The sequence below is a fragment of the Marinobacter alkalisoli genome, assembly GCF_045449855.1.
GTDB lineage: Bacteria > Pseudomonadota > Gammaproteobacteria > Pseudomonadales > Oleiphilaceae > Marinobacter.
Window position 1 is genome coordinate 54,274 of sequence record NZ_JBJJLC010000061.1, and the last position, 19,337, is coordinate 73,610.

Here is a 19,337-nt window from a genome sequence, read left to right on the forward strand (position 1 = left end):
CCTTGCCATAACGGTACACTGGTTCCATACCCTGGCATCGGAACAACACAATGAAAGTACCTACCCCGAATCTTTGGCCCCTGGCCCGCACCGGCCAGCGCTGGATGCTTCAGGCCAAACGCAGGGAAACCATGGTTGACGGTCACCGTATGGTGTATCTGGAGCGCGGAACCCCCTCGGCCGACAAACCCACGGTCTTGCTGATCCACGGTTTCGCGGCGATGAAGGAGAACTGGGCATTCTGGCTGCAGAAGCTGCCCCGGGACTGGCACATCCTGGCCCCCGACCTTCCCGGGCTCGGTGAAAGCGAGTACCGCAATGATGCCAGTTACCGTTACGAGGCCCAGGCCCTGAGACTGAGGGACTGGCTGGCCACCTTCCCCACCAGCAACATTCATATTGCCGGCAGCTCCATGGGCGGGGCGATTGCCGCCATCCTGGCGCACCGCATGGAGCCGGCGCCCCGCACAGTGACCCTGCTGAACAGCGCAGGTATTCCGGAACACGCCGGTGTCGATATTGACGCGCCGTTCGAATCCGACCGGGACGAAATCCTGATACCCAGGGACTGGACCGGCGTCTACCGCATGTTCAACAGCGTCGGCAATGGCAAACCCACGATGATGGGCATTGCCATGACCGGTCTGCTGGGCCCGGATCTGCTGCAACGGGGCGATGCCCTGCGGCATATTTTCAACGACATGCTGGCGGACGCGCTGGCGCCGGCCCGCTACCTGGGCAAAGACACGCCACCGTTGCAGGTTCAGTGGGGTGACCGCGACGTCATTACCCCGACCTGCTGCGTGGACTGGTTCCGCAGCGCGACGCCAGAAGCCGACATTCATGTCTTCCCCGGTGTTGGTCACCTTCCCATGCTGGAAAACCCCGGACGTTCGGCTGCGACCCTGGCCACATTCATTGATCGCCACCAGCAGTGATTGGCCTGTATGGCCTCTTGACCCGTCAGCGAAGTCATGGGGCTGGGCCAGGGTAACGGTCATAATCGTGGCTGGATGTCATTCCCTTACATAACAAAAACAGCATAAAACGAGGAAAAACCATGCGCGCCTCAGTATCGACCGTTCAGGATCTGGGCATGCCGGCCATATACCTGCACCTGCTAGCGGAGCTGTTGAACACCATTGGTGTTGATGAGCGGGCCCTGCTACTACGTGTCGGTCTCGACCCGGCCCGCCTGAAATCAACGGACCTGCGTGTCAGCCAGGCCCAGGCCAGTGAATTCGTGACCCGCGCCATCATCGAAAGCGGCGAACCCGGCCTTGGCATCATGCTGGCCCGGGAGCTCAAGCTGCCGCTCCATGGCGCTCTGGGTACCGCCGTCATGAGCAGCCGCTCACTGGACGAAGCCCTGGAATTGATGACCCGCTATCTGACCCTGAGAGCTCCCCATCTGACGGTGTCCCGTCGCCAGGAAGGCAACAACGTACTGTTCAACGTGTCCTGTGGCGTTGATCTGGGCCCTCTGCACGGGTTTATCATGGATGCCATGCTGTTCGGCTGTGTGTCCATGGGCGCTCAGCTGACCGGCACTGCCGTTCCCGGCTCTGCCATCCTTCGCAGGGGTGCGGAGCCCGGCTACTTCCAGCGCTTCCGCCAGCATATTCCGGTGCCGGTACGCTACGAATCCCGGGAAGATGCCCTGGTCATTCCCCGCGCACAGCTGAGCATGCCGGTGCGTTTCAGCGACGCCCAACTGGCAGCCTCCTCGCGGGCGCAATGTGAGGAAGCCCTGAAACAACTGACCGAGGACGCCGGTTTTGCCTGCCGGGTACGGCGGGTGATCGAGACCAGCCACCCGTTTCCTCCCAAGCTGGCAAGGGTGGCGGCCACCCTGTTCGTATCCGAGCGCACGCTGAAACGGCGCCTGCAGGAGGAGAACGCCAGTTTCCAGAATCTGGTGGACCATGTCCGCCTGGAGCGAGCAGGGGATTTGTTGAAGAACACCGGCATGAATCTGAGCCAGATTGCGGATGTGCTGGGCTATGCCGATGCCGCCAACTTCACCCGGGCATTCAAACGCTGGACCGGCACCAGCCCGAGTCACTACCGCGCTCAGGCGCTGCAGCCGGTCAAGGCTCAGGCTCCGTCGTCCATGCGGGCGACAGCCTGAACCGGAAGACCTGACCGGGATCAGTCGATACCGATGATTTTGTGCATTTGCAGCGTCAGCCGCCACTGCGGGTGAGCCAGGCAATACTCGGTGGCCTTGCGGGTATTGCTCTGCTTTAGCGAATCAGCTCCGCCTTCCGGTGCCGACGGAGAGGCCATCGGCGACAGGAAATAATGGCTCGCCAGGATGTTCATAAATCTTTCAGGCATGGCCTTGGGCTGGGGGAAAACCAGCTTCAGCTCGTCACAGCGTTCAATCACCACCGGGGCATCCGCCTTCGGACTGACACACAGCCAGTCAATACCCTCCGGCGCCGGCAGGGTGCCATTGGTTTCCACGCCAACCTCAAAGCCCGAACGGTGAAAGGCCGCAATCAGATCCCGGTCCAGCTGCAACAGGGGCTCTCCCCCGGTACACACCACGTAGGGGCGGCCAGGGGCGTCGGGCCACAGCTTGCGAATATGGGCGGCCAGATCATCGGCGGTGTCAAAACGACCGCCGTTCTGACCATCGGTTCCCACAAAATCCGTGTCGCAGAAGTCACACACCGCAGTCGCCCTGTCCTTCTCGCGGCCAGTCCACAGGTTGCACTTGCTGAACCGACAAAACACAGCGGCACGACCAGCCTGGGCACCCTCACCCTGAAGGGTGTAGAAGGCTTCCTTGACCCTGTACATCAGACCCCATCCTCATACGGCAGCGGATCAACCAGGCCATGGGCGGCAAAGGCTTCAAGGCGTTCAACACAGGAACCGCAACGGCCACAGGCCTTGTCACGACCGTTGTAGCAAGTCCAGCTCTGGCTGTAGTCCAGCCCCAGTTTCAGCCCTTCCGCGAGGATCTCTGATTTGTCCATGGCCATGAACGGCGCCTCGATTCCCACCGACTCGTAATTTGCCACGCGGCAGACGGCATCCATCTTTTCGACAAATGCCGGGCGACAATCCGGGTAAATCGCGTGGTCCCCGCCGTGAGCGCCATACCAGACCGCACTGGCCCCGGCGGTCACGGCATAACCGGTCGCCAGGGACAGCAGGATCATGTTGCGGTTGGGCACGACGGTCGCCTTCATCGAGTCTTCCTCGTAGTGACCTTCGGGCACGTTAACGTCGGAGGTCAGGGCCGACCCGGCCATGACCGCTCCGAGCGCACGGATATCAATAATTTTGTGGGGGATACCGGCGTCGTTACAGACCTTGCCCGCACACTCCAGCTCACGGACATGGCGCTGACCATAGTCAAAGGACAGGGCGTGGACCTGATAGCCGCGGGCGCGGGCGAGGTGCAACAACGTGAAGGAATCCATCCCTCCGGAATAAATAACAACAACAGTTTCAGACATCAGTGGTTCCCGCTAGTACCCATAACAAGCACTTGGCTGTCATTGGGGTTTTACATTCGATGAGCATATTGTAACAGTGGAACGACACGATGGGTTCGCGTCTGAACAATGGGGCGGGTAAACTCAAATCACGGCACATCAATAAAAAACCAGAGAGAATGAACTCCGAAACCAGGCCAGCGTTTATCGATTTCGAGGCATCCAGCCTCGACCTTATTGCCAGTTACCCGATCGAGGTAGGGATCTGTCTGCCCGACGGACAACTTCACAGCTGGCTGATTCGCCCCCATGTGCTTTGGCAGGACTGGTCGGAAAGCGCCGAGCGGATTCACGGCATCGACAGGTCCACGCTGGAAAACGAAGGCACCCCGGTTACGGAGGTGGCAAACAGTCTCAACGAACTGCTCCCCGACCAGGTGTTCTGTGACGCCTGGACTTTTGACAGCTTCTGGCTGCATCGCCTGTACCGGGTTGCCGGCGTACAACCGGCCTTTCAGCTGGAATCCATATCCATGCTGCTGAATTCGGTTCAGGTCAGGCACTGGTCCGCCATCCGCCAGGATGTCATCAACCAGCTGGGCTTACCGGTCCACCGCGCCGCCAACGACGCACTGATCCTGCACAAAACCTGGGAACAGATCGATCTGGATGCCGGCGGCGTACAGACCGTCCCGGGTCAGAGCCACCAGGCCTGACCCACTCCCGTCAACGGACGTCAGTGTTTCAGCCGACCGGCGCGAACGGCAATGACTTCCAGACCATCACGAAGGGTATTCAGGGTCCAGTAGGTGACCAGGACCATCAGGCCCGCGCCTACCATGGTAAACGTGAGGTCATCCCCCACAACCTGTCCCCTGGCCATCAGCAGATACACGGCCAGTACCGCGACCAGGAACATTTCGATAACAACGTGTGAACGGAATTTTTGTCTGGCAGATCCTGATTCGTCAGGCATTTTCTTAGGTTTCAACCTCTGAATATCTGTTGAGATGAATAATTGGTTAGCAAGCGTATTATCGACGAAACAGAGGGGAAATTCTGTACGAACTAGTGGCTACGAATTAACCACTATCCAAAAAAAAACGCAGCCCAGAAGGCTGCGTCGAAAGGAGAGATCCAAATGGTGCCCCACGTCTGGGTGGCTGACACCAAGGATTGCACAACGTAAAACACGTGACAGGACGAATTATGATCAGTTCTCACCACGCCGTCTGTAGGGGTTTGCCGAAGCGTCTTGCCTCTTGCAAACCCGCCGACAGGCTATACACTGATCAGTGTACCGAAACCGATAACCGCCGACAGACCGGTGCCTCAAGCACCGCCGGAACAGAGTCAGACACCATGCAACACGTTATCCGACATTCCATGACCTACACGGGCGCAGGCTGCCACGCCGGCCAGTGTGTACTCGCTATGGTGAAAGACAACTAACGGCTTTCGGTCAGTCCCGGGAGCCTTTCGAGCGACCGGGCCAGCTTCTCCGCCAGACCCCGGTTGCCAAGGCACCGGGGTTTTTGTTTTTGCAGCCGCAAAACGACGAGGAGAACATCATGAAAAGACATCCAACAACACGTGCAGCAAACCAGCCGGCCGGCACCCACCAAGGCGCGATCAGGCGTCCTGACAAGCTGCCGCTGCTGGATGCCATCTGCAAGAAACTGAATCAGCGCGTTAACCTGGACGACGAACAGCGGGTGCTGGGTCTGTACGAGCGGGGCTGGATCTTCAATGGTGTCCTTGGCAACCTTGGCGGCGCGGAAGCCCGGTATGTAAGGGCACTGGCAACCCGCTACAACTCGTGGATTGCCCGTCAGGTGGCGTAACCCGCCAATCCGGGTCCGGGCCGGTCAATGCTGACGGCCCTGGCCCTGCATCATCGCCAGGTCACCACCGTGAACCATGGCGTAGTTGTTCAGCACATCGCGTATTTTATCCTGGGAGTAGGGCTTCACCACGTAGCCATTGGCCCCGGCACTGATCGCCTTCTGGATACTGTCGATGGAATCATCCGCCGTCACCAGCACCACATGCTGACTCTCCTTCACTGCCTTGAACTCCGCCATCAAATCGTGGCCGTTGCCATCCGGTAACCCAAGGTCCAGCAGGATGATCTGGAACTCCGCAGCATCAAACGCCGCACGGGCACCCGCCGCATCCGGGGCGGATTCAACGCCGGTAGCACCGGCCTTGAGCAGCATCTGCACCAGACTCTCACGCATCACAGGCTCGTCTTCCACCACCAGCACTCTGAGTTCATTCATCGGTTTTCTCCTTAACATCCTGATCGCGATTCAAACCGTGTCACTGTCTGTGCGGCGCGGGATGGCCAATGGTTCGTGGCCGGCGGCCGGCGCTGCCGGACCGTGCAGCCCCCCGGATCGGCTGGTGTCTGTGTCTCCGGGACTTTCCCAGGTCAGGATATTGCTGATGCTGACTGCGGTGGTGTAAAGGGAGATCGCGATAATCAACAGGACCGGCTGCACGAACGCGACGAACCCCGGTACGTTGCCGCTACCCACAATACTCAGCATCAGAATAATTGCGGGACCCAGCACCACAAACAGGGTCAGCGCGATAAAGAACACAATCCGCTCCTTGAAGCGGCCCAGATCACGATTACTGACCAGACCCAGAACAAACTTGCCAATCGCCAGTCCCGCCAGGATGGCAGCGGCAATGCTCAGGTCCGGTCGCATCAGGATATCCGCCAGGTTACCGTCCCACAGCCGTTGCATGGTGATCACCAGGAACGGGAACAGCACAAACAGGATATCCGCGTAGGTGCCGTACATCATGCTCAGGGAATGCTGCTCCTGCCGTTGTTGACTGTCACTCATTATCCGGTTCCCGTTATTGATACTTGCCAATGGGTCATCAGGTCCGCGCTTGCTGGCCCTTCAGGGCCTGATCAATCATCTCATTGAGCCGGAACAGCTCGCTGCGAACACCATCCCAGTCCGGTTCCCCGTCCCTCAGAATGGCCTCAAGTGCGCCGGCCTGACGGGTCATCGACGGGTAACCCATGGCCCCCGCCGTACCTTTGATCTGGTGTGCTTCCTGCCTCAGGGTTCCGGCATCCGCCTGTGCCAGGGCTTCGTCCATCCGTTGTTGGCGGGTCTCCAGGCCGGACAGGAACTGCACCACCAGGCCATGGATATCACTATCTTCGCCGGTTTCAGGGAAACTTTCACCTGCTTCCCCCGCGGGCGTCAGGGTCCGGTCCAGTAACGCCAGTAAATGCCCAATGTCTATGGGCTTGTGCAGGACACCATCACAGCCGGCCGCACTGAGCGCCTCGATTTCCTGCTGGTCACCTGCCGTAAAGGCAATAATCGGTCGCCGGAACCCGGCTTCCCGCAACAGCCGGGTCGCTTCCACCCCATCCATCCCCGGCATGTGTCGATCCATCAACACCAGTTGTACAGAGGCCGACAGGGCGGTGCGCACCGCCTCGTCGCCACTGGTGACCGTGATAACTTCTACCCCCTGTCGACGCAGCATGCGTTCAACCAACTGGCGGTTGTCGTCGTTGTCCTCCGCCACCAGCACCGTACCCTGATACCGGCGCGAAGCACCATGGCAGGGCGTGGGCAGAACCTTCAGGTAACGCGCCAGTACTTCGTAAAAACGCTGCCTGTCGATAGGCTTGGCGATATGTTCCTTACAGCCGGCGGCGCGGTAATCGGCGATATCTTCGGCCATCACATTGGCTGTAAGCGAAACAATCGGCGTGTTTATCCCCGCTTCCCGCAAGGCGGCGGTTGCGTCACGACCATTCATGACCGGCATCTGGATGTCCATGAGAATAACGTCGAAGGATTCCCGGATACCGGTTTCCAGCGCTTCCGCGCCGTTGCTGACATGCACGATGTCCGCTCCGGTACGATCAACCAGCAGGGATACCAGCCGCCGATTCACCTCGTTGTCTTCCGCGCACAGAATACGACCGCTTAAGCGGGGCGCCTGCGCCTGCGCCATGGGTATGGTCCGCCGGCGCTGGCCGAGCTCCGAGGCATCACGCAGGAAATGAACGCCTTCCAACGCTCCGGTGGCGATAGACACTTCAAACTCGCTACCCTCGCCATAGGTACTGGACACACGGATTTCACCGCCAAGCAGTTGCGCCAGCCGGCGCGAGATACTCAGCCCCAGCCCCGTGCCTCCGTACTGACGCGCAATGGCGGCGCTGCCCTGGGCAAAGGGGTCAAACAATCGCTCCAGCTGCTCGGGCTTCATGCCGATCCCCGAGTCCTGCACCCGGGCCACCAGTTGCTCCCGTTGCTGATCGCAGCTTACTTCCATGGATATTCCACCATTTTCCGTAAACTTCAGAGCATTTCCACACAAATTGATGATGATCTGGCGGAAGCGGGTAGGATCAGTGCGAATGGTTTCCGGCAATGGAAAGGCGCAGTGAATCTGGAAATCCAGGCCCTTTTCCCGGGCCCGGGGAGCAAAGAAGGCACGAACCTCCTCCAGCAGCTCCGGGAGGTCGACAGACACAATGTCCACATCCAGCTTGTTGGCATCGATCTTCGAGTGATCGAGAATGTCGTTCACCAGATCCAGCAAGTGGCGGCCGCTACGCACCACCGTTTCTGCGCTGCTGTGCTTTTCGCGCTCACTCAGTCCCGGATCAAGAAGGGTTTCGCCGTATCCGATGATCGCCGCCAGAGGCGTGCGGATCTCATGGCTCATGTTGGCGAGGAACTGACTCTTGGCCTCTGCGGAGTTGCGGGCCAGCTCTTTTTCCAGCCGTTCCTGCTCCCGCTCCCGTTCAATACGCTGGCGCTGATGCCGCTCGGTGGCATCGATACAGGTGCCTTCCAGATGGGCCGGCAGACCGGCAGCGTCGTATACTGCATGCAGTGAAATCGTAGCCCAGCGTTCGGTGCCGGAGCGGGTGTAATAGCGGGCCTCTATCCCCTTCACGGTTCCCCGGGTCTCCAGCTGCTCCACCACCCGCCGCCGCACCCGCTCATCGGCAAAACAGGTGGTCAGCACGTCAGGGTTGTCTTCCAGCAGTTCACGACTGCTGTGATAACCCATCAGTTTTGCCATCGCCGGATTCGCGGTCACAAAGCGCCGGTCCAGGGACATCTGGAAGACCCCCTCAATGGCATTGTCAAACAGTGACTGGTACCGGCGCAGGTTGGCCAGGGCACGTTCGCTCCAGCCCAGCGCTTCCCCCTGCACCTGCTTGATTCGATCCGCCAGGGCAAAGGAGAACAGAATGATCTGCGCCGTCAGACCAAACTGGGGCGAGTAGGATGTGAACATGTTCACCGGCAGGTACCCCGTGACTGTCAGCGCGTAGATACCAAACCCGACCAGAGCCAGCGTCCAGGCAAAGAAATAGGAGCGGGCAGCCGGGTTGTAATAGCGCCAGGACAGGTAACTCACCAGAATCATCAGGACGCTGAGCAGTATGGAGCCCAGCACGATCCACTCCATGGCCAGGTGGTAGGGCAGGAAGAACGACAGCACAAACGTCACCACCACCGAATAAAGGCACAGTCGGATCACCTGGTCCAGGCCCGCCGACCGTTCCCGGGTTTCCAGCAACGACCGGGCCATCAACAGGCCCCAGAACCAGGTCATCATGATCTGGAAATGCAGGTATTCCTTGTCGAGGAAGGCCGGTCGCTCGGCAAACAGTTGGGTACCATGCACCTGCTCAGTGGCGATGAACACCGTGGCCGACACCAGGTAGAGCACATAATAGATATTGCTGCGTTCCCGTACCGATACCGCAACAAACAGGTTGTAGGCCAGGATGGCCAGAATACTGCCAAGAAGGATGCCGCGCACGGCCTCGTCCACCGATACTTTTTCAATGTAGCTGTCCGGGTGCCAGAGCGAGATGGGCAAGCGAAAGGTGTTGGTGTTGGTAATCCGGAGGTAAATACGGGCGGGCTGCCCCGCCGCCAGCGAGAGCCGGAACGTCGGATTGGGCACCGCCAGATCACGGGAGGACCAGCTTCCCTCATAACCGGCCCGGCGTTGCTCGACCAGCTCACCATCCTGCACCACGTAGAGCACCACCTCGTCCACCAACGGCAGCGCCAGTTCCAGAATCCAGTCCGACAACGCCGCACCCGCACCGACCCGGACATCAAACCTGACCCAGTAGGCCGACTCGGTATAGCCGAAGTTCAGCACGCCACCTTCATGGCGGGTAAAAGCGGGAGCGGTTTCGGACACAATGTCGTTGAAGCCCAGGGAATGGTCGGGATCCTCCAGGAACCAGACGCAGTTCCCCAGGTCCCGCACACTCGTCGTCGCACTGTTCAGCACAATGTTGCCGTCCTGGCACTGGTCACTGGCGGCTGTAACGGTAGACAGGCAAAGCGCCAGCAGGGCAAGGATCGGTCCCATCAATCGATGGATAGGCAGTGGCCGTTGCCGCAAAATGTGATCTCCGCGAGGGTAGCTACCTGTTTTATGGTTTATTGTCAGCAGTCGGACCGGGGCGAGCTGTTCGCGCTCCGCAGACCGTCACTTTAGCGTTTAAACGCCCTTTTCGCACCTCGGGACCACCAGAAATGAGACATGCCTGCGTTATTGCCGTGACAGCCATCATCACCTCGGGTTTGGCGGGGTGCGGCCCCGACAGTTCAGGAGGCGACGGCTATCTCAACCCGGCCACGGACGTGGACCTGCCCCTGACGACCTTCCGACTCCAGGACACAGAGGGGCTGGCGCCGGTTCTGCAATACACCATATTCCGGGATTTCTACCGCGGCATCCAGCCCGCCAATGAAGGCGATGACGAAGGCACCGCCCGGGTGCTGCGGGAACACCTGGATCCGTTCCTCGGCGCCACCCCCAACGGGGAGGGTACTGACTACACCAGCGTGAGGAACCCGCTGGACCTGATCAACGAAGTTATTCGCCTGGGTACGGTCGACAATTTCAATGAAGGCCGGCAACTGATGAGGGACAGCGTCAGTGAAGGTGAGGCTTCCACCTACAACACACCCGCCAACGATGCGCTGATCCGCTTCAGCGAAACAAACGGAGACGCCGGCGTGCCATCGGCCGACCGCACCTGGATCTATCCCATGCTGGACTGGACCAGTACACCAAACCTGGGCAAGGTTTTCCGGGCAACCCAGTATGTCGCCAGGCAACCGGCGGACGATGATGAAACCGTAGCAGAGGTCGCCAGCGCATCATGGAGCGGCCGCTACGACGCCAGTACGTTTGGCACTGCCGGCTTCAACCAGCCCGAGTTTGCGGCCACCAGTTTTACCGGCCGAACCCTGGGCAACGTGGAGCTTCTACAGGAGTTCGTTGGCAACCAGCGGGACACACTGACTCTGACCAGCGCCAGCGGTATCAGCATCAACGGTGAAAACCCTGACTGCATCCGCGCCGTGCTGGATTATAACGACCAGCAGGTTCGGGTGTTTACCTCCAGCGATGAGCCGCCGACAATTGCAGAGAATGGGGAGGTGACCGCCAACCCGGACCATTGCGGCAACCAGCAAAATGGCGAGGAGACCCGCCGCTATGACACCATTGCCATCGGGCGCCGTCAGTAACTGCCGCCGTCCCGTAGCCCCCAGTTCCGCAGAAAGCCTTTCTTGCGATCCAGCATTCGCTCATAGGCGGAAATCATGATGGCTGCATGGGGGGCACTGACCAGGCGAAGGGTTTCAATCCGTCGCTCCAGGCGTTCCACCTCGGAGCTGACCTGCGCCCGGACGTGGGAACGCACGCTGTCGTGGTGGTCCAGCTTGACCAGGCGAGCATCGTCCTGCCCGGTGGGAATGTGAAGGTTGTCTTCCATCACGCGTCTCTTCCATTGAGTGGTGGGTATCCGTACCGCACTTTGAATTTTGCACAACTGTCGGACAGAACTCAATAATAATGAATTTAGTTTCATCTATTTTGTGCGGCAGGGGCTATGCGCCCTGAAAACAGGCGCACATTCTCCTGCTATAGTTCGGGGGTATACGAATAAACACACCAACCAGACGGGCGCCACCCATGAGCCAGACATCCGTTGCCGATACCCTGAGGGAATATCTCTCACTGCTTGAGCTACTGGACGACGCGTACTGGGAAGCCAGCTGCATCCGGCACAAGGACATGCTGTACGACATCATCAGCATCTTCAGTCAGGAAGTGGCGGAGATAAACAAGCTCAGCGTGATGGATCATCATTACCCCTACGAAGTGATCACCGAGGGCATACGCCGGGTGGTGCCAAAACTTGAGAGGCTGGATGAGTATCGGGAAGATGTCATCCAGCGCACCCAGACACTGACGGATTTTCGCGACATCCTGTCGTCAGTGCTGGGCATACTGGAAGAGCAGTTACAAACGCTCTGAACCGGTTCAGGCCGCAATCAGGGGACGCTGGTCCTCGGGAATCAGCGGAAACCGGTCACACACGGTATAGACGAACTTCGCCAGTGCCGGCAGATGGTGGCCGACGATGGGAATACCGGTATTCAGCAGGCTGACGGAAATATCCCTGCCCGCATCAGCCCAGCACAGTTTGTTGATCAGACCGATGTGTCCGAAGGCATAGCGACTCTGCTGCCCCCACAACCCGAACGGATTGCCGCCGAGCATCATACCCGCGCTGAACCGCATGGGAATCATCATAGTGCGGTCGATCTGGAGCGAACCGAACTGCTGAATGGCGCGACGAATCGTGATCTCGCTGCAGATGCGCTTGCCGTTCCAGACACCGCCATTCAGCATCATCTGGAAGAAGCGCCCCATCTCCTCGGCGGTACCACAGAGATTACCCGCCGGAATCACCGCCTCCTGGAACCGGGGATCGTTAATCACCTGCTCAACGGTGTAAATGTCACCGCCCAGTGCCCGGTTCACAATCCAGGACACCGGAAAACGCGGTGTCGGGCCGGTTGCGTAATTGGTGGCCAGATCATTGAACTTGTCCGCAGCAATTCCGTAGGTGAACCAGCGCATGCCCATGGGCTGACGCAGGTGGCGGTCCAGGAAATTCTCGATGGTATCTCCGGTCACCTTTTCCAGTACCCGCTGCAACACGAACCCGCCAGTAATGGCGTGATAGGCCACCTTGGAGCCATCGACTTCCACCGGCTTGGCATCGCACAGAATCTTCCAGATTTCGTCCCGGTTCCACAGCACATCAATGGGGGTTTCCCTGGGGATGGCCGGAATCCCGCCACGGTGGGAGAGGATCTGATGCACCGTGATGGTGCGCTTACCATTGGCGGCAAACTCCGGGCAATAATAGGATACCGGATCCATCAGGTTGACCAGCCCCTGCTCCGACAGCATATGCATCAGTAACGCCGTCACGGCTTTTGACGCCGAGAAATAGCAAATGGGCGTGTCCGTGGTCATCGGCACCGGAACAGCGTTTGCCGGCTCATGGGGGCCGTTTCCGGAGGCATGGCCGAGGGCGCGGTGCAGTATCTGCTCACCCCGGTGGCGGACGGACAACTGGATCCCGGGGTGGACGCCGGTACGGTAGAGCCTCTCCACGCTGTGCCAGATGTCTTCCACCACCTGGGGGTCGACGCCAGCGGCCTGCGGATTCTCTCCGTTGTTGTCACGAAAGGTGATGGCGGACAGGTCCTTGGGGACCGGGCAGGTGTGCAGTGCTCGACGGGCAATTCGATTCATCGCTAAGCCTTGGTTCAGGTTGCTGTTTCTATTTCATGATCAACGCTGGCCAGAGCCGGAACATTGGCCGGAGGGCGGTTGCGGGAATGTCAGTCTTTCCAACCGCGACTGTCAGGGATTATGGGCCTCTTCCGGAAACGACACCATAACCTTCGGGCTCCCAATGCATTCCCGACGAAACTCACCTAAAGTGGTTAAAAATAAAAACCCGATTCGTATTCCGGAATCCTGTCCGGACTTTTGACCGGATTTCTGACCGGAAATGAGGTAAGCCTTGGCTCTGACTCTACCCGCGACTCTGTCCGTTTTGACGCTATCCATCGCTGTGATGGCGACGATGCTATGGTGGTATAACCGCCTGGAAAAACATCGTCTCAACCAGTTGATTCGGGATCAGTACTCCGCCATTGAAGCGATTACCCGGCAAGCAGCGCTGGAGGACAAACTCAATGAGGTCTGTTACCTGATCGAGCATCAGGTGAGCGGGGCCATGTGCACGGTGATGCTGCCCGACGAGCAGGGAACCGCCCTGTCCGTATGGGCCGCCCCCAGTTTTCCCGCTGAATTTCGCGCTGCCCTCGAGGCGATGCCGATTGAGGACAATGCCGGCGCCTGCGGCACGGCAGCCTTCCGCCGCCAGCCAGTGATTATCGCAGACATGCGACAGGACGAACGCTTTGTGCCTTACACGGAGCTGCTGAATCAGTACAACCTGGTGGCCTGCTGGTCCTTTCCCATCATCGCCGCCAACGACGACCTGCTGGGCACCTTTGCCGTCTACTTTCACCAGCAGCGAAGCCCTAACAGGAAACAGACCCGACTGATCGAGCGCACCCGCCACATGGTCAGCCTGATGCTGGAACATCACAACCAGCGCATTCTGAGGGAACACAATGAGCAGCATTTCCGGTCCCTGTTCACCCACAACCCGGACGCCGTGTTTACTCTGGACCTGGACGGAAAGTTCATCCAGTTTAATCAGGCCGGCAGCGACCTGATCCACTATTCCGAAGCGGAGATTCTCGGGCAGCATTACGAAGCGCTGGTTCCTCCCGAGGACGTCGAGCGCACGCGCGAGCATTTTGAGAGCGCTAAAGAAGGGGTGCCGCAACGTTATGAAATCAAGGTATTCCAACGCTCCGGGGGTGTGCTCGATATCGATATCACCAACATGCCCATTGTCGTCGATGGCAAGGTCACGGGGATTCATGGCGTTGCCAAGGACCGAACGGAACAGAGGCAGACGGAAGCCCGCCTGAGATTGCTGGAGCGTGGGGTGGAAGCTTCAGCCAACGGTGTCACCATCGCCGATGCCAGGCAGCCGGGTTTTCCCCTGATCTATGCGAACCCTGCGTTCGAAAACATAACCGGATACACACGTGAGGACATTCTGGGACGCAGCTGTAGCCTGCTGCAGGGCCCCGCCACTGGAGAACCAGCAAAAAGCCGTATTCGGCAAAGGCTGTCCGAGTTCCGCGAAGTGCATACCTCCATTCTCAACTACCGTAAGGACGGCACGACCTTCTGGAACGATTTGTACATCGCTCCGGTGCGCGATAATCGCCAGGAAGTTACCCACTTCGTCGGGGTGCAGAACGATATCAGTGACCGGGTAAAGCAGGAGGAAACCCTGGCGTTTCAGGCCAGCCATGACGCCCTGACCGGTTTACCCAACCGGGTCTACCTCGAGGCGCACCTTGCCGACATCTGCCAGCAAACCCTTGGCAAGGGGCACTCCCTCTATGTCATGTTTATCGATCTGGACGGGTTCAAACCGGTCAATGACAGCCTGGGTCATCACTTTGGCGACCAGATCCTGGAGCAAACCGCCCGCCGACTGGCCAATGCGGTGCCAACCGGAGCCACGCTGATTCGCTTCGGCGGTGACGAATTCGTCGCCCTGGTGCCGGCACCGGACGACAGCTTTCACCTCAATCAGGTAGCAGAAGCTATCCTTGCCCAGTTCGCCCAGCCCTTCCAGTACGACAGCGTCGAGGTCACCCTGTCCGCTGCCATCGGCATCGCCGTCGGCAAAGAGGCCCTGCCGCATGCCATGTTGCTTGTCCAGCAGGCGGATATGGCCATGTACCAGGCCAAAAAACTGGGCGGTAACACCTGGCAGTGGTTCAACGACAGCCTGAACAAGCATGCCCAGCACGAGGTATCGCTGCGCCAGCAGCTGCAGGAAGCATTGACTCTCAAACAGTTCCAGCTGTTCTACCAGCCGCTGTTTGGTAACGATCTCGAGATCATTGGCGTGGAGGCGCTGATACGGTGGAAACATCCGACCCGTGGCTTTATTTCCCCCGCCGAGTACATTCCCCTGTCGGAACGCACAGGGCAGATAATTCCCATCAGCGAGTGGGTCATGGCAGAGGCTGCCGGCATGATTTCACGGCTTGCGGAGCTGGGAGTACCGAACATCGCCATCAACCTGTCACCGCTTCAGTTCCAACGCCATCGGCTGGTGGAACGAATAGCGCAACTGATTGATCTACATGGAATCGAAAAGGGACAGCTGTCTGTGGAGATTACCGAGAATGTTTTCCTCGACGACCCCCAGGGAGCCATTAAACAGCTGCGGGAATTGCAAAACCTCGGCGTGGTGGTCGCCATCGATGATTTCGGAACGGGTTTTTCCAGTCTGAGCTACATGCGGGATATGCCGGTCGACAAGATCAAGATCGATCGCACCTTCATCAACGGCATCACCTCCAGTCACCGGGACGCGGCGATTACCCGGGGCACCCTGTCCATGGCCCATGAACTGGGCATGGACGTTGTCGCCGAGGGGGTGGAAACCGAGGAACAGTTCAACACGCTCAAATCCTTCGGCTGCACCAGCTACCAGGGATTCTGGTATTCGCGCCCACTGTCATGGGAAGATTTGCAGGATTTCACCCGTTCACGGACTAGCGGAGCCCGATCCCAATCATGACACCAGGCATCAACGCTGCAAAAAAGGCGAAAGTCAGCCACCGGATTCACGAATACCAGCATGACCCCGCCAGCGAATCGTTCGGTACCGAAGCTGCGGAGAAGATGGGAGTAGACCCGGCAAGAGTATTCAAAACCCTGGTAGTCGCTATTGATGGCAAGGACCTGGCGGTTGGCGTGGTACCGGTCACCGCCATGCTGAGCATGAAGCTGGTTGCCAAAGCGGCTGGGGGTAAGAAAGCCACCATGGCCGACAAACAGGACGTTCAACGCAGCACCGGTTACGTCTTGGGCGGCGTCAGTCCTCTGGGCCAGAAAAAACGGCTCAGGACTTTTATTGATGACTCTGCCCAGCGTTTCGACACCATCTACATCAGCGCCGGCCGCCGCGGCCTGGAAATCGAACTGTCACCGGAAGACCTGGCCAAACTGACCACAGCACAGTTCGCGCCCTTACAAGCCTGAAGTCAGCCAACCCGAACCAATGGCTATAACCGAACTGCAAAACGGGAGCGGGGTGGGGAGCCTTTTCTGAAGGGACAAAGGTGTCTGAGCGAAGCGAGTTCTTTTCCCGTAAGAAAAGGCACCCCACCCCGGGACCAAGCACCCATCAGGCAGGCTACGGAACCTCAACTCCCAGCCACAAAAAAACCGGGCAGCCTCACAGCCACCCGGTTTTTCTTCAAGCCCTGCCGTTACTTCACAGAGTCGCGAGCATCCGCCAGGATCCTGTTCAGGGTTTCGCTCGGCTGCATCACCGCGCAAACCTTGTCCGCCGGTGGGTGATAGTAGCCACCGATGTCCGCAGGATTACCCTGAATCACGCTCATCTCTTCCAGGATGGTGTCCTTGTTCTCTTCCAGCTGTTTGGACAACTTGCCGAAGAACTCCTTCAGCTCCTTGTCGCTGTCCTGCTTGGAAAGCTCCTCCGCCCAGTAACGGGCCAGATGGAAGTGAGAACCACGGTTGTCCAGCTCCCCCGTCACCCGGGACGGAGACTGGTTGTTCTCCAGCAGGCGCTCGGTGGCCTTGTCCAGGGTCTGCCCCAGCAGGCGTGCACGCTCGTTGCTGTGCTTCTCCCCAAGCTCATCCAGGGAAACCGCGATCGCCAGAAACTCACCCAGTGAATCCCAGCGCAGGTGGTTCTCCTCCAGCAGCTGCTGCACGTGTTTGGGCGCGGAACCGCCGGCGCCGGTTTCGTACAGGCCACCGCCGTTCAACAGTGGAACGATAGACAGCATCTTGGCGCTGGTGCCCAGCTCCAGGATCGGGAACAGGTCGGTGAGGTAGTCACGCAGCACGTTACCGGTGACGGAAATGGTATCCAGGCCGCGAATCAGGCGCTCCATGGTCCAGCGGATGGCGCGAACCGGAGACATGATATGGATATCCAGACCCTCGGTGTCGTGGTCTTTCAGGTAGGTCTGGACCTTCTTGATCAGTTGGGCGTCATGGGCACGCTCGTCGTCCAGCCAGAACACCGCCGGCATACCGGTGGCACGGGCGCGGTTAACCGCCAGCTTGACCCAGTCACGGATCGGCAGGTCTTTGGTCTGGCAGGCGCGCCAGATATCGCCTTTCTCGACCTTGTGTTCGGTCAGTACGGTGCCGTCTGCGGCAACCACGCGCACCACACCGTCATCCTTCATTTCGAAGGTCTTGTCGTGGGAGCCGTATTCTTCCGCCTTCTGCGCCATCAGACCCACGTTCGGCACGGTCCCCATGGTGGTGGGATCAAACGCGCCGTGGGTCTTACAGAAGTTGATCACTTCCTGATAGATGGTCGCATAGGTGGACTCAGGCATGACCGCCTTGGTGTCCTTGAGCTTGTTGTCGCGGGCCCACATCTTGCCGGAATTACGGATCATCGCCGGCATGGAGGCATCCACGATGACGTCGCTCGGTACGTGCAGGTTGGTGATGCCTTTAACGGAATCCACCATGGCGATTTCCGGACGGTGCTCGTAGCACGCGTGCAGGTCTTCCTGGATCTGCTCCTGCTTGGATTCCGGCAGTTGCTTGATCTTCTCAACCACGCTGGACAGACCATTGTTCGGATTTACGCCAATCTCGTCGAACAGCTCACCGTACTTGTCGAACAGGTCCTTGTAGAAAACCTTCACCGCGTGACCGAAGACGATCGGATGGGAGATTTTCATCATGGTGGCTTTCACATGCAGGGAAAACATAACGCCGGTCTTTTCGCAGTCTGCAATGGCATCCTCGAAGAACTTGATCAGCGCCTTCTTGCTCATGAACATGCCGTCCAGCACTTCGCCTTCCTGCAGTGGCAGCTCATCTTTCAGCACGGTCTGTTCGCCCTTGCTGTTCTCGAACACGATGCGGGCGTTGGTGGCCTTGTCCAGGGTGACGGACTGCTCGTTGGAGTAGAAATCACCACCGCGCATATGAGCCACGTGGGTGCGGGAAGCCGGGCTCCACTCACCCATGGAATGGGGATGTTTACGGGCAAAGGCCTTGACCGCGGTCGGTGCACGACGGTCGGAGTTGCCTTCCCGAAGCACCGGGTTGACGGCGCTGCCGAGTACTTTGGCGTAACGGGACTGGGCTTCTTTCTCTTCGTCTGTCTCAGGGTGTTCCTTGTACTCGGGAACCTTGTAACCCTGTTCGTTCAGTTCCCTGATGGCTGCACGCAACTGCGGGATGGAGGCAGAAATGTTGGGCAGCTTGATGATGTTGGCATCAGGATCGTTGGTGTACTCACCCAGCTCCGCCAGGGCATCGGGAACTCGCTGGTCTTCTTCCAGGTAATCCGGAAACGCCGCCAGAATACGCGCCGCCAGGGAGATGTCGCTGGTTCCGAATTCGATGCCGGCCGGCTTGGCGTAGGTTTCAAGGATGGGAAGAAGTGAGCGTGTGGCGAGGGCTGGCGCCTCGTCGGTCAGGGTGTAGATAATCTTGGCTTTGGATGATGTCATTTTCGTCCTCAGGCTAGTGTGTGAGTTCAGGACGGCCATGGCAGGGTCAGAGGTCTTGTGAACGCCCGACCTGAGCAATGACTGATACGGGAACTTTTGATAGGGCTACTAAGATACCATTTTTTCGCGGATTTTGGGTACGATCTTAGTATAACAACGGACTAAAAATGCGCTAAAACCTGTTACAGGGCGATGAAAAGGCAGGAATTTACGAAACTTTCGGATATTGGGTAGGTTTTTTTGGGGGCTCGGATGGGGTCCGGGTGGAGCTCCCAAAACGGAAAGCGTGGATTTCCTGAGCGCTGTGGGGCTCGGAGCATGGCCGGGGGAAGCCCCCAAAACGGAAAGCGTGGCT

The 19,337-nt window shown here is 58.8% G+C and carries 17 protein-coding genes; 8 read left to right on the top strand and 9 right to left on the bottom strand.

The features are described from left to right. Nucleotides 1-50: 50 nt before the first annotated feature. Both ACJO5Y_RS20395 and ACJO5Y_RS20400 read left to right on the top strand, forming a co-directional pair. Nucleotides 51-938, top strand: coding sequence for an alpha/beta fold hydrolase (locus ACJO5Y_RS20395; RefSeq protein WP_406989728.1), 888 nt, complete (start codon nucleotides 51-53; stop codon nucleotides 936-938). Nucleotides 939-1,060: 122 nt separating this feature from the next. Beyond that, complete coding sequence (locus ACJO5Y_RS20400) at nucleotides 1,061-2,131, top strand: AraC family transcriptional regulator (protein WP_406989730.1); 1,071 nt, start codon at nucleotides 1,061-1,063, stop codon at nucleotides 2,129-2,131. Nucleotides 2,132-2,151: 20 nt separating this feature from the next. Here ACJO5Y_RS20400 and queE read toward each other — a convergent pair whose 3' ends face one another. After that, a complete protein-coding gene (queE, locus tag ACJO5Y_RS20405) occupies nucleotides 2,152-2,808 on the bottom strand; it encodes a 7-carboxy-7-deazaguanine synthase (protein WP_406989732.1) in 657 nt (218 codons plus the stop codon). Then, entirely contained in the window at nucleotides 2,808-3,473 is a 666-nt protein-coding gene (gene queC / locus ACJO5Y_RS20410) for a 7-cyano-7-deazaguanine synthase QueC (protein WP_406989734.1), read from the bottom strand. Before queC ends, queE begins: the two co-directional genes overlap by 1 nt. Before the next feature lie 158 nt (nucleotides 3,474-3,631). On the opposite strand from queC, the gene ACJO5Y_RS20415 reads away from it, so the two are divergent. Next, nucleotides 3,632-4,168 carry a 3'-5' exonuclease gene (locus ACJO5Y_RS20415; RefSeq protein WP_406989736.1) on the top strand — a complete coding sequence of 179 codons (537 nt, stop codon included), beginning with the start codon at nucleotides 3,632-3,634 and terminating at the stop codon, nucleotides 4,166-4,168. A gap of 20 nt (nucleotides 4,169-4,188) precedes the next feature. On the opposite strand, the gene ACJO5Y_RS20420 is transcribed toward ACJO5Y_RS20415, so the two are convergent. After that, entirely contained in the window at nucleotides 4,189-4,428 is a 240-nt protein-coding gene (locus ACJO5Y_RS20420) for a hypothetical protein (RefSeq protein WP_406989738.1), read from the bottom strand. Nucleotides 4,429-5,023: 595 nt separating this feature from the next. Between ACJO5Y_RS20420 and ACJO5Y_RS20425 the strand changes: the two genes are divergently transcribed. Next, complete coding sequence (locus ACJO5Y_RS20425) at nucleotides 5,024-5,296, top strand: hypothetical protein (RefSeq protein WP_406989739.1); 273 nt, start codon at nucleotides 5,024-5,026, stop codon at nucleotides 5,294-5,296. A gap of 24 nt (nucleotides 5,297-5,320) precedes the next feature. Here ACJO5Y_RS20425 and ACJO5Y_RS20430 read toward each other — a convergent pair whose 3' ends face one another. The 3 genes from ACJO5Y_RS20430 to ACJO5Y_RS20440 are packed head-to-tail and all read right to left on the bottom strand — an operon-like array spanning nucleotide 5,321 to nucleotide 9,851. Next, nucleotides 5,321-5,734 carry a response regulator gene (locus ACJO5Y_RS20430; protein WP_406989740.1) on the bottom strand — a complete coding sequence of 138 codons (414 nt, stop codon included), beginning with the start codon at nucleotides 5,732-5,734 and terminating at the stop codon, nucleotides 5,321-5,323. 30 nt (nucleotides 5,735-5,764) lie between these two features. Then, nucleotides 5,765-6,310: a hypothetical protein gene (locus ACJO5Y_RS20435; RefSeq protein WP_406989741.1), complete on the bottom strand. Its 546-nt coding sequence runs from the start codon at nucleotides 6,308-6,310 to the stop codon at nucleotides 5,765-5,767. A 37-nt stretch (nucleotides 6,311-6,347) separates the two neighbouring features. Further along, nucleotides 6,348-9,851 carry a hybrid sensor histidine kinase/response regulator family protein gene (locus ACJO5Y_RS20440; RefSeq protein WP_406989760.1) on the bottom strand — a complete coding sequence of 1,168 codons (3,504 nt, stop codon included), beginning with the start codon at nucleotides 9,849-9,851 and terminating at the stop codon, nucleotides 6,348-6,350. A 167-nt stretch (nucleotides 9,852-10,018) separates the two neighbouring features. On the opposite strand from ACJO5Y_RS20440, the gene ACJO5Y_RS20445 reads away from it, so the two are divergent. After that, a complete protein-coding gene (locus ACJO5Y_RS20445; RefSeq protein ID WP_406989743.1) occupies nucleotides 10,019-11,020 on the top strand; it encodes a hypothetical protein in 1,002 nt (333 codons plus the stop codon). On the opposite strand, the gene ACJO5Y_RS20450 is transcribed toward ACJO5Y_RS20445, so the two are convergent. Continuing rightward, nucleotides 11,014-11,268 carry a hypothetical protein gene (locus tag ACJO5Y_RS20450; RefSeq protein WP_406989744.1) on the bottom strand — a complete coding sequence of 85 codons (255 nt, stop codon included), beginning with the start codon at nucleotides 11,266-11,268 and terminating at the stop codon, nucleotides 11,014-11,016. The genes ACJO5Y_RS20445 and ACJO5Y_RS20450 overlap by 7 nt on opposite strands. 200 nt (nucleotides 11,269-11,468) lie before the next feature. On the opposite strand from ACJO5Y_RS20450, the gene ACJO5Y_RS20455 reads away from it, so the two are divergent. Beyond that, on the top strand, nucleotides 11,469-11,813 hold the full coding sequence (locus tag ACJO5Y_RS20455; protein WP_406989745.1) for a hypothetical protein: 345 nt from the start codon (nucleotides 11,469-11,471) through the stop codon (nucleotides 11,811-11,813). Nucleotides 11,814-11,819: 6 nt separating this feature from the next. Here the strand turns inward: ACJO5Y_RS20455 and ACJO5Y_RS20460 are convergent, their stop codons facing one another. Next, on the bottom strand, nucleotides 11,820-13,106 hold the full coding sequence (locus ACJO5Y_RS20460; RefSeq protein WP_406989747.1) for a serine hydrolase domain-containing protein: 1,287 nt from the start codon (nucleotides 13,104-13,106) through the stop codon (nucleotides 11,820-11,822). A 274-nt stretch (nucleotides 13,107-13,380) separates the two neighbouring features. On the opposite strand from ACJO5Y_RS20460, the gene ACJO5Y_RS20465 reads away from it, so the two are divergent. Together ACJO5Y_RS20465 and ybaK are read left to right on the top strand one after the other, a co-directional pair. Further along, nucleotides 13,381-16,044, top strand: a complete 2,664-nt coding sequence (locus ACJO5Y_RS20465) for an EAL domain-containing protein (RefSeq protein WP_406989749.1) — start codon at nucleotides 13,381-13,383, stop codon at nucleotides 16,042-16,044. Further along, nucleotides 16,041-16,508 (top strand): Cys-tRNA(Pro) deacylase, encoded by a 468-nt coding sequence (ybaK, locus tag ACJO5Y_RS20470; RefSeq protein ID WP_406989750.1) that lies wholly within the window; start codon nucleotides 16,041-16,043, stop codon nucleotides 16,506-16,508. The genes ACJO5Y_RS20465 and ybaK overlap by 4 nt, the downstream gene beginning before the upstream one ends. Before the next feature lie 230 nt (nucleotides 16,509-16,738). Here ybaK and ACJO5Y_RS20475 read toward each other — a convergent pair whose 3' ends face one another. Then, nucleotides 16,739-18,982, bottom strand: coding sequence for an NADP-dependent isocitrate dehydrogenase (locus ACJO5Y_RS20475; protein ID WP_406989752.1), 2,244 nt, complete (start codon nucleotides 18,980-18,982; stop codon nucleotides 16,739-16,741). Nucleotides 18,983-19,337: the final 355 nt, after the last annotated feature.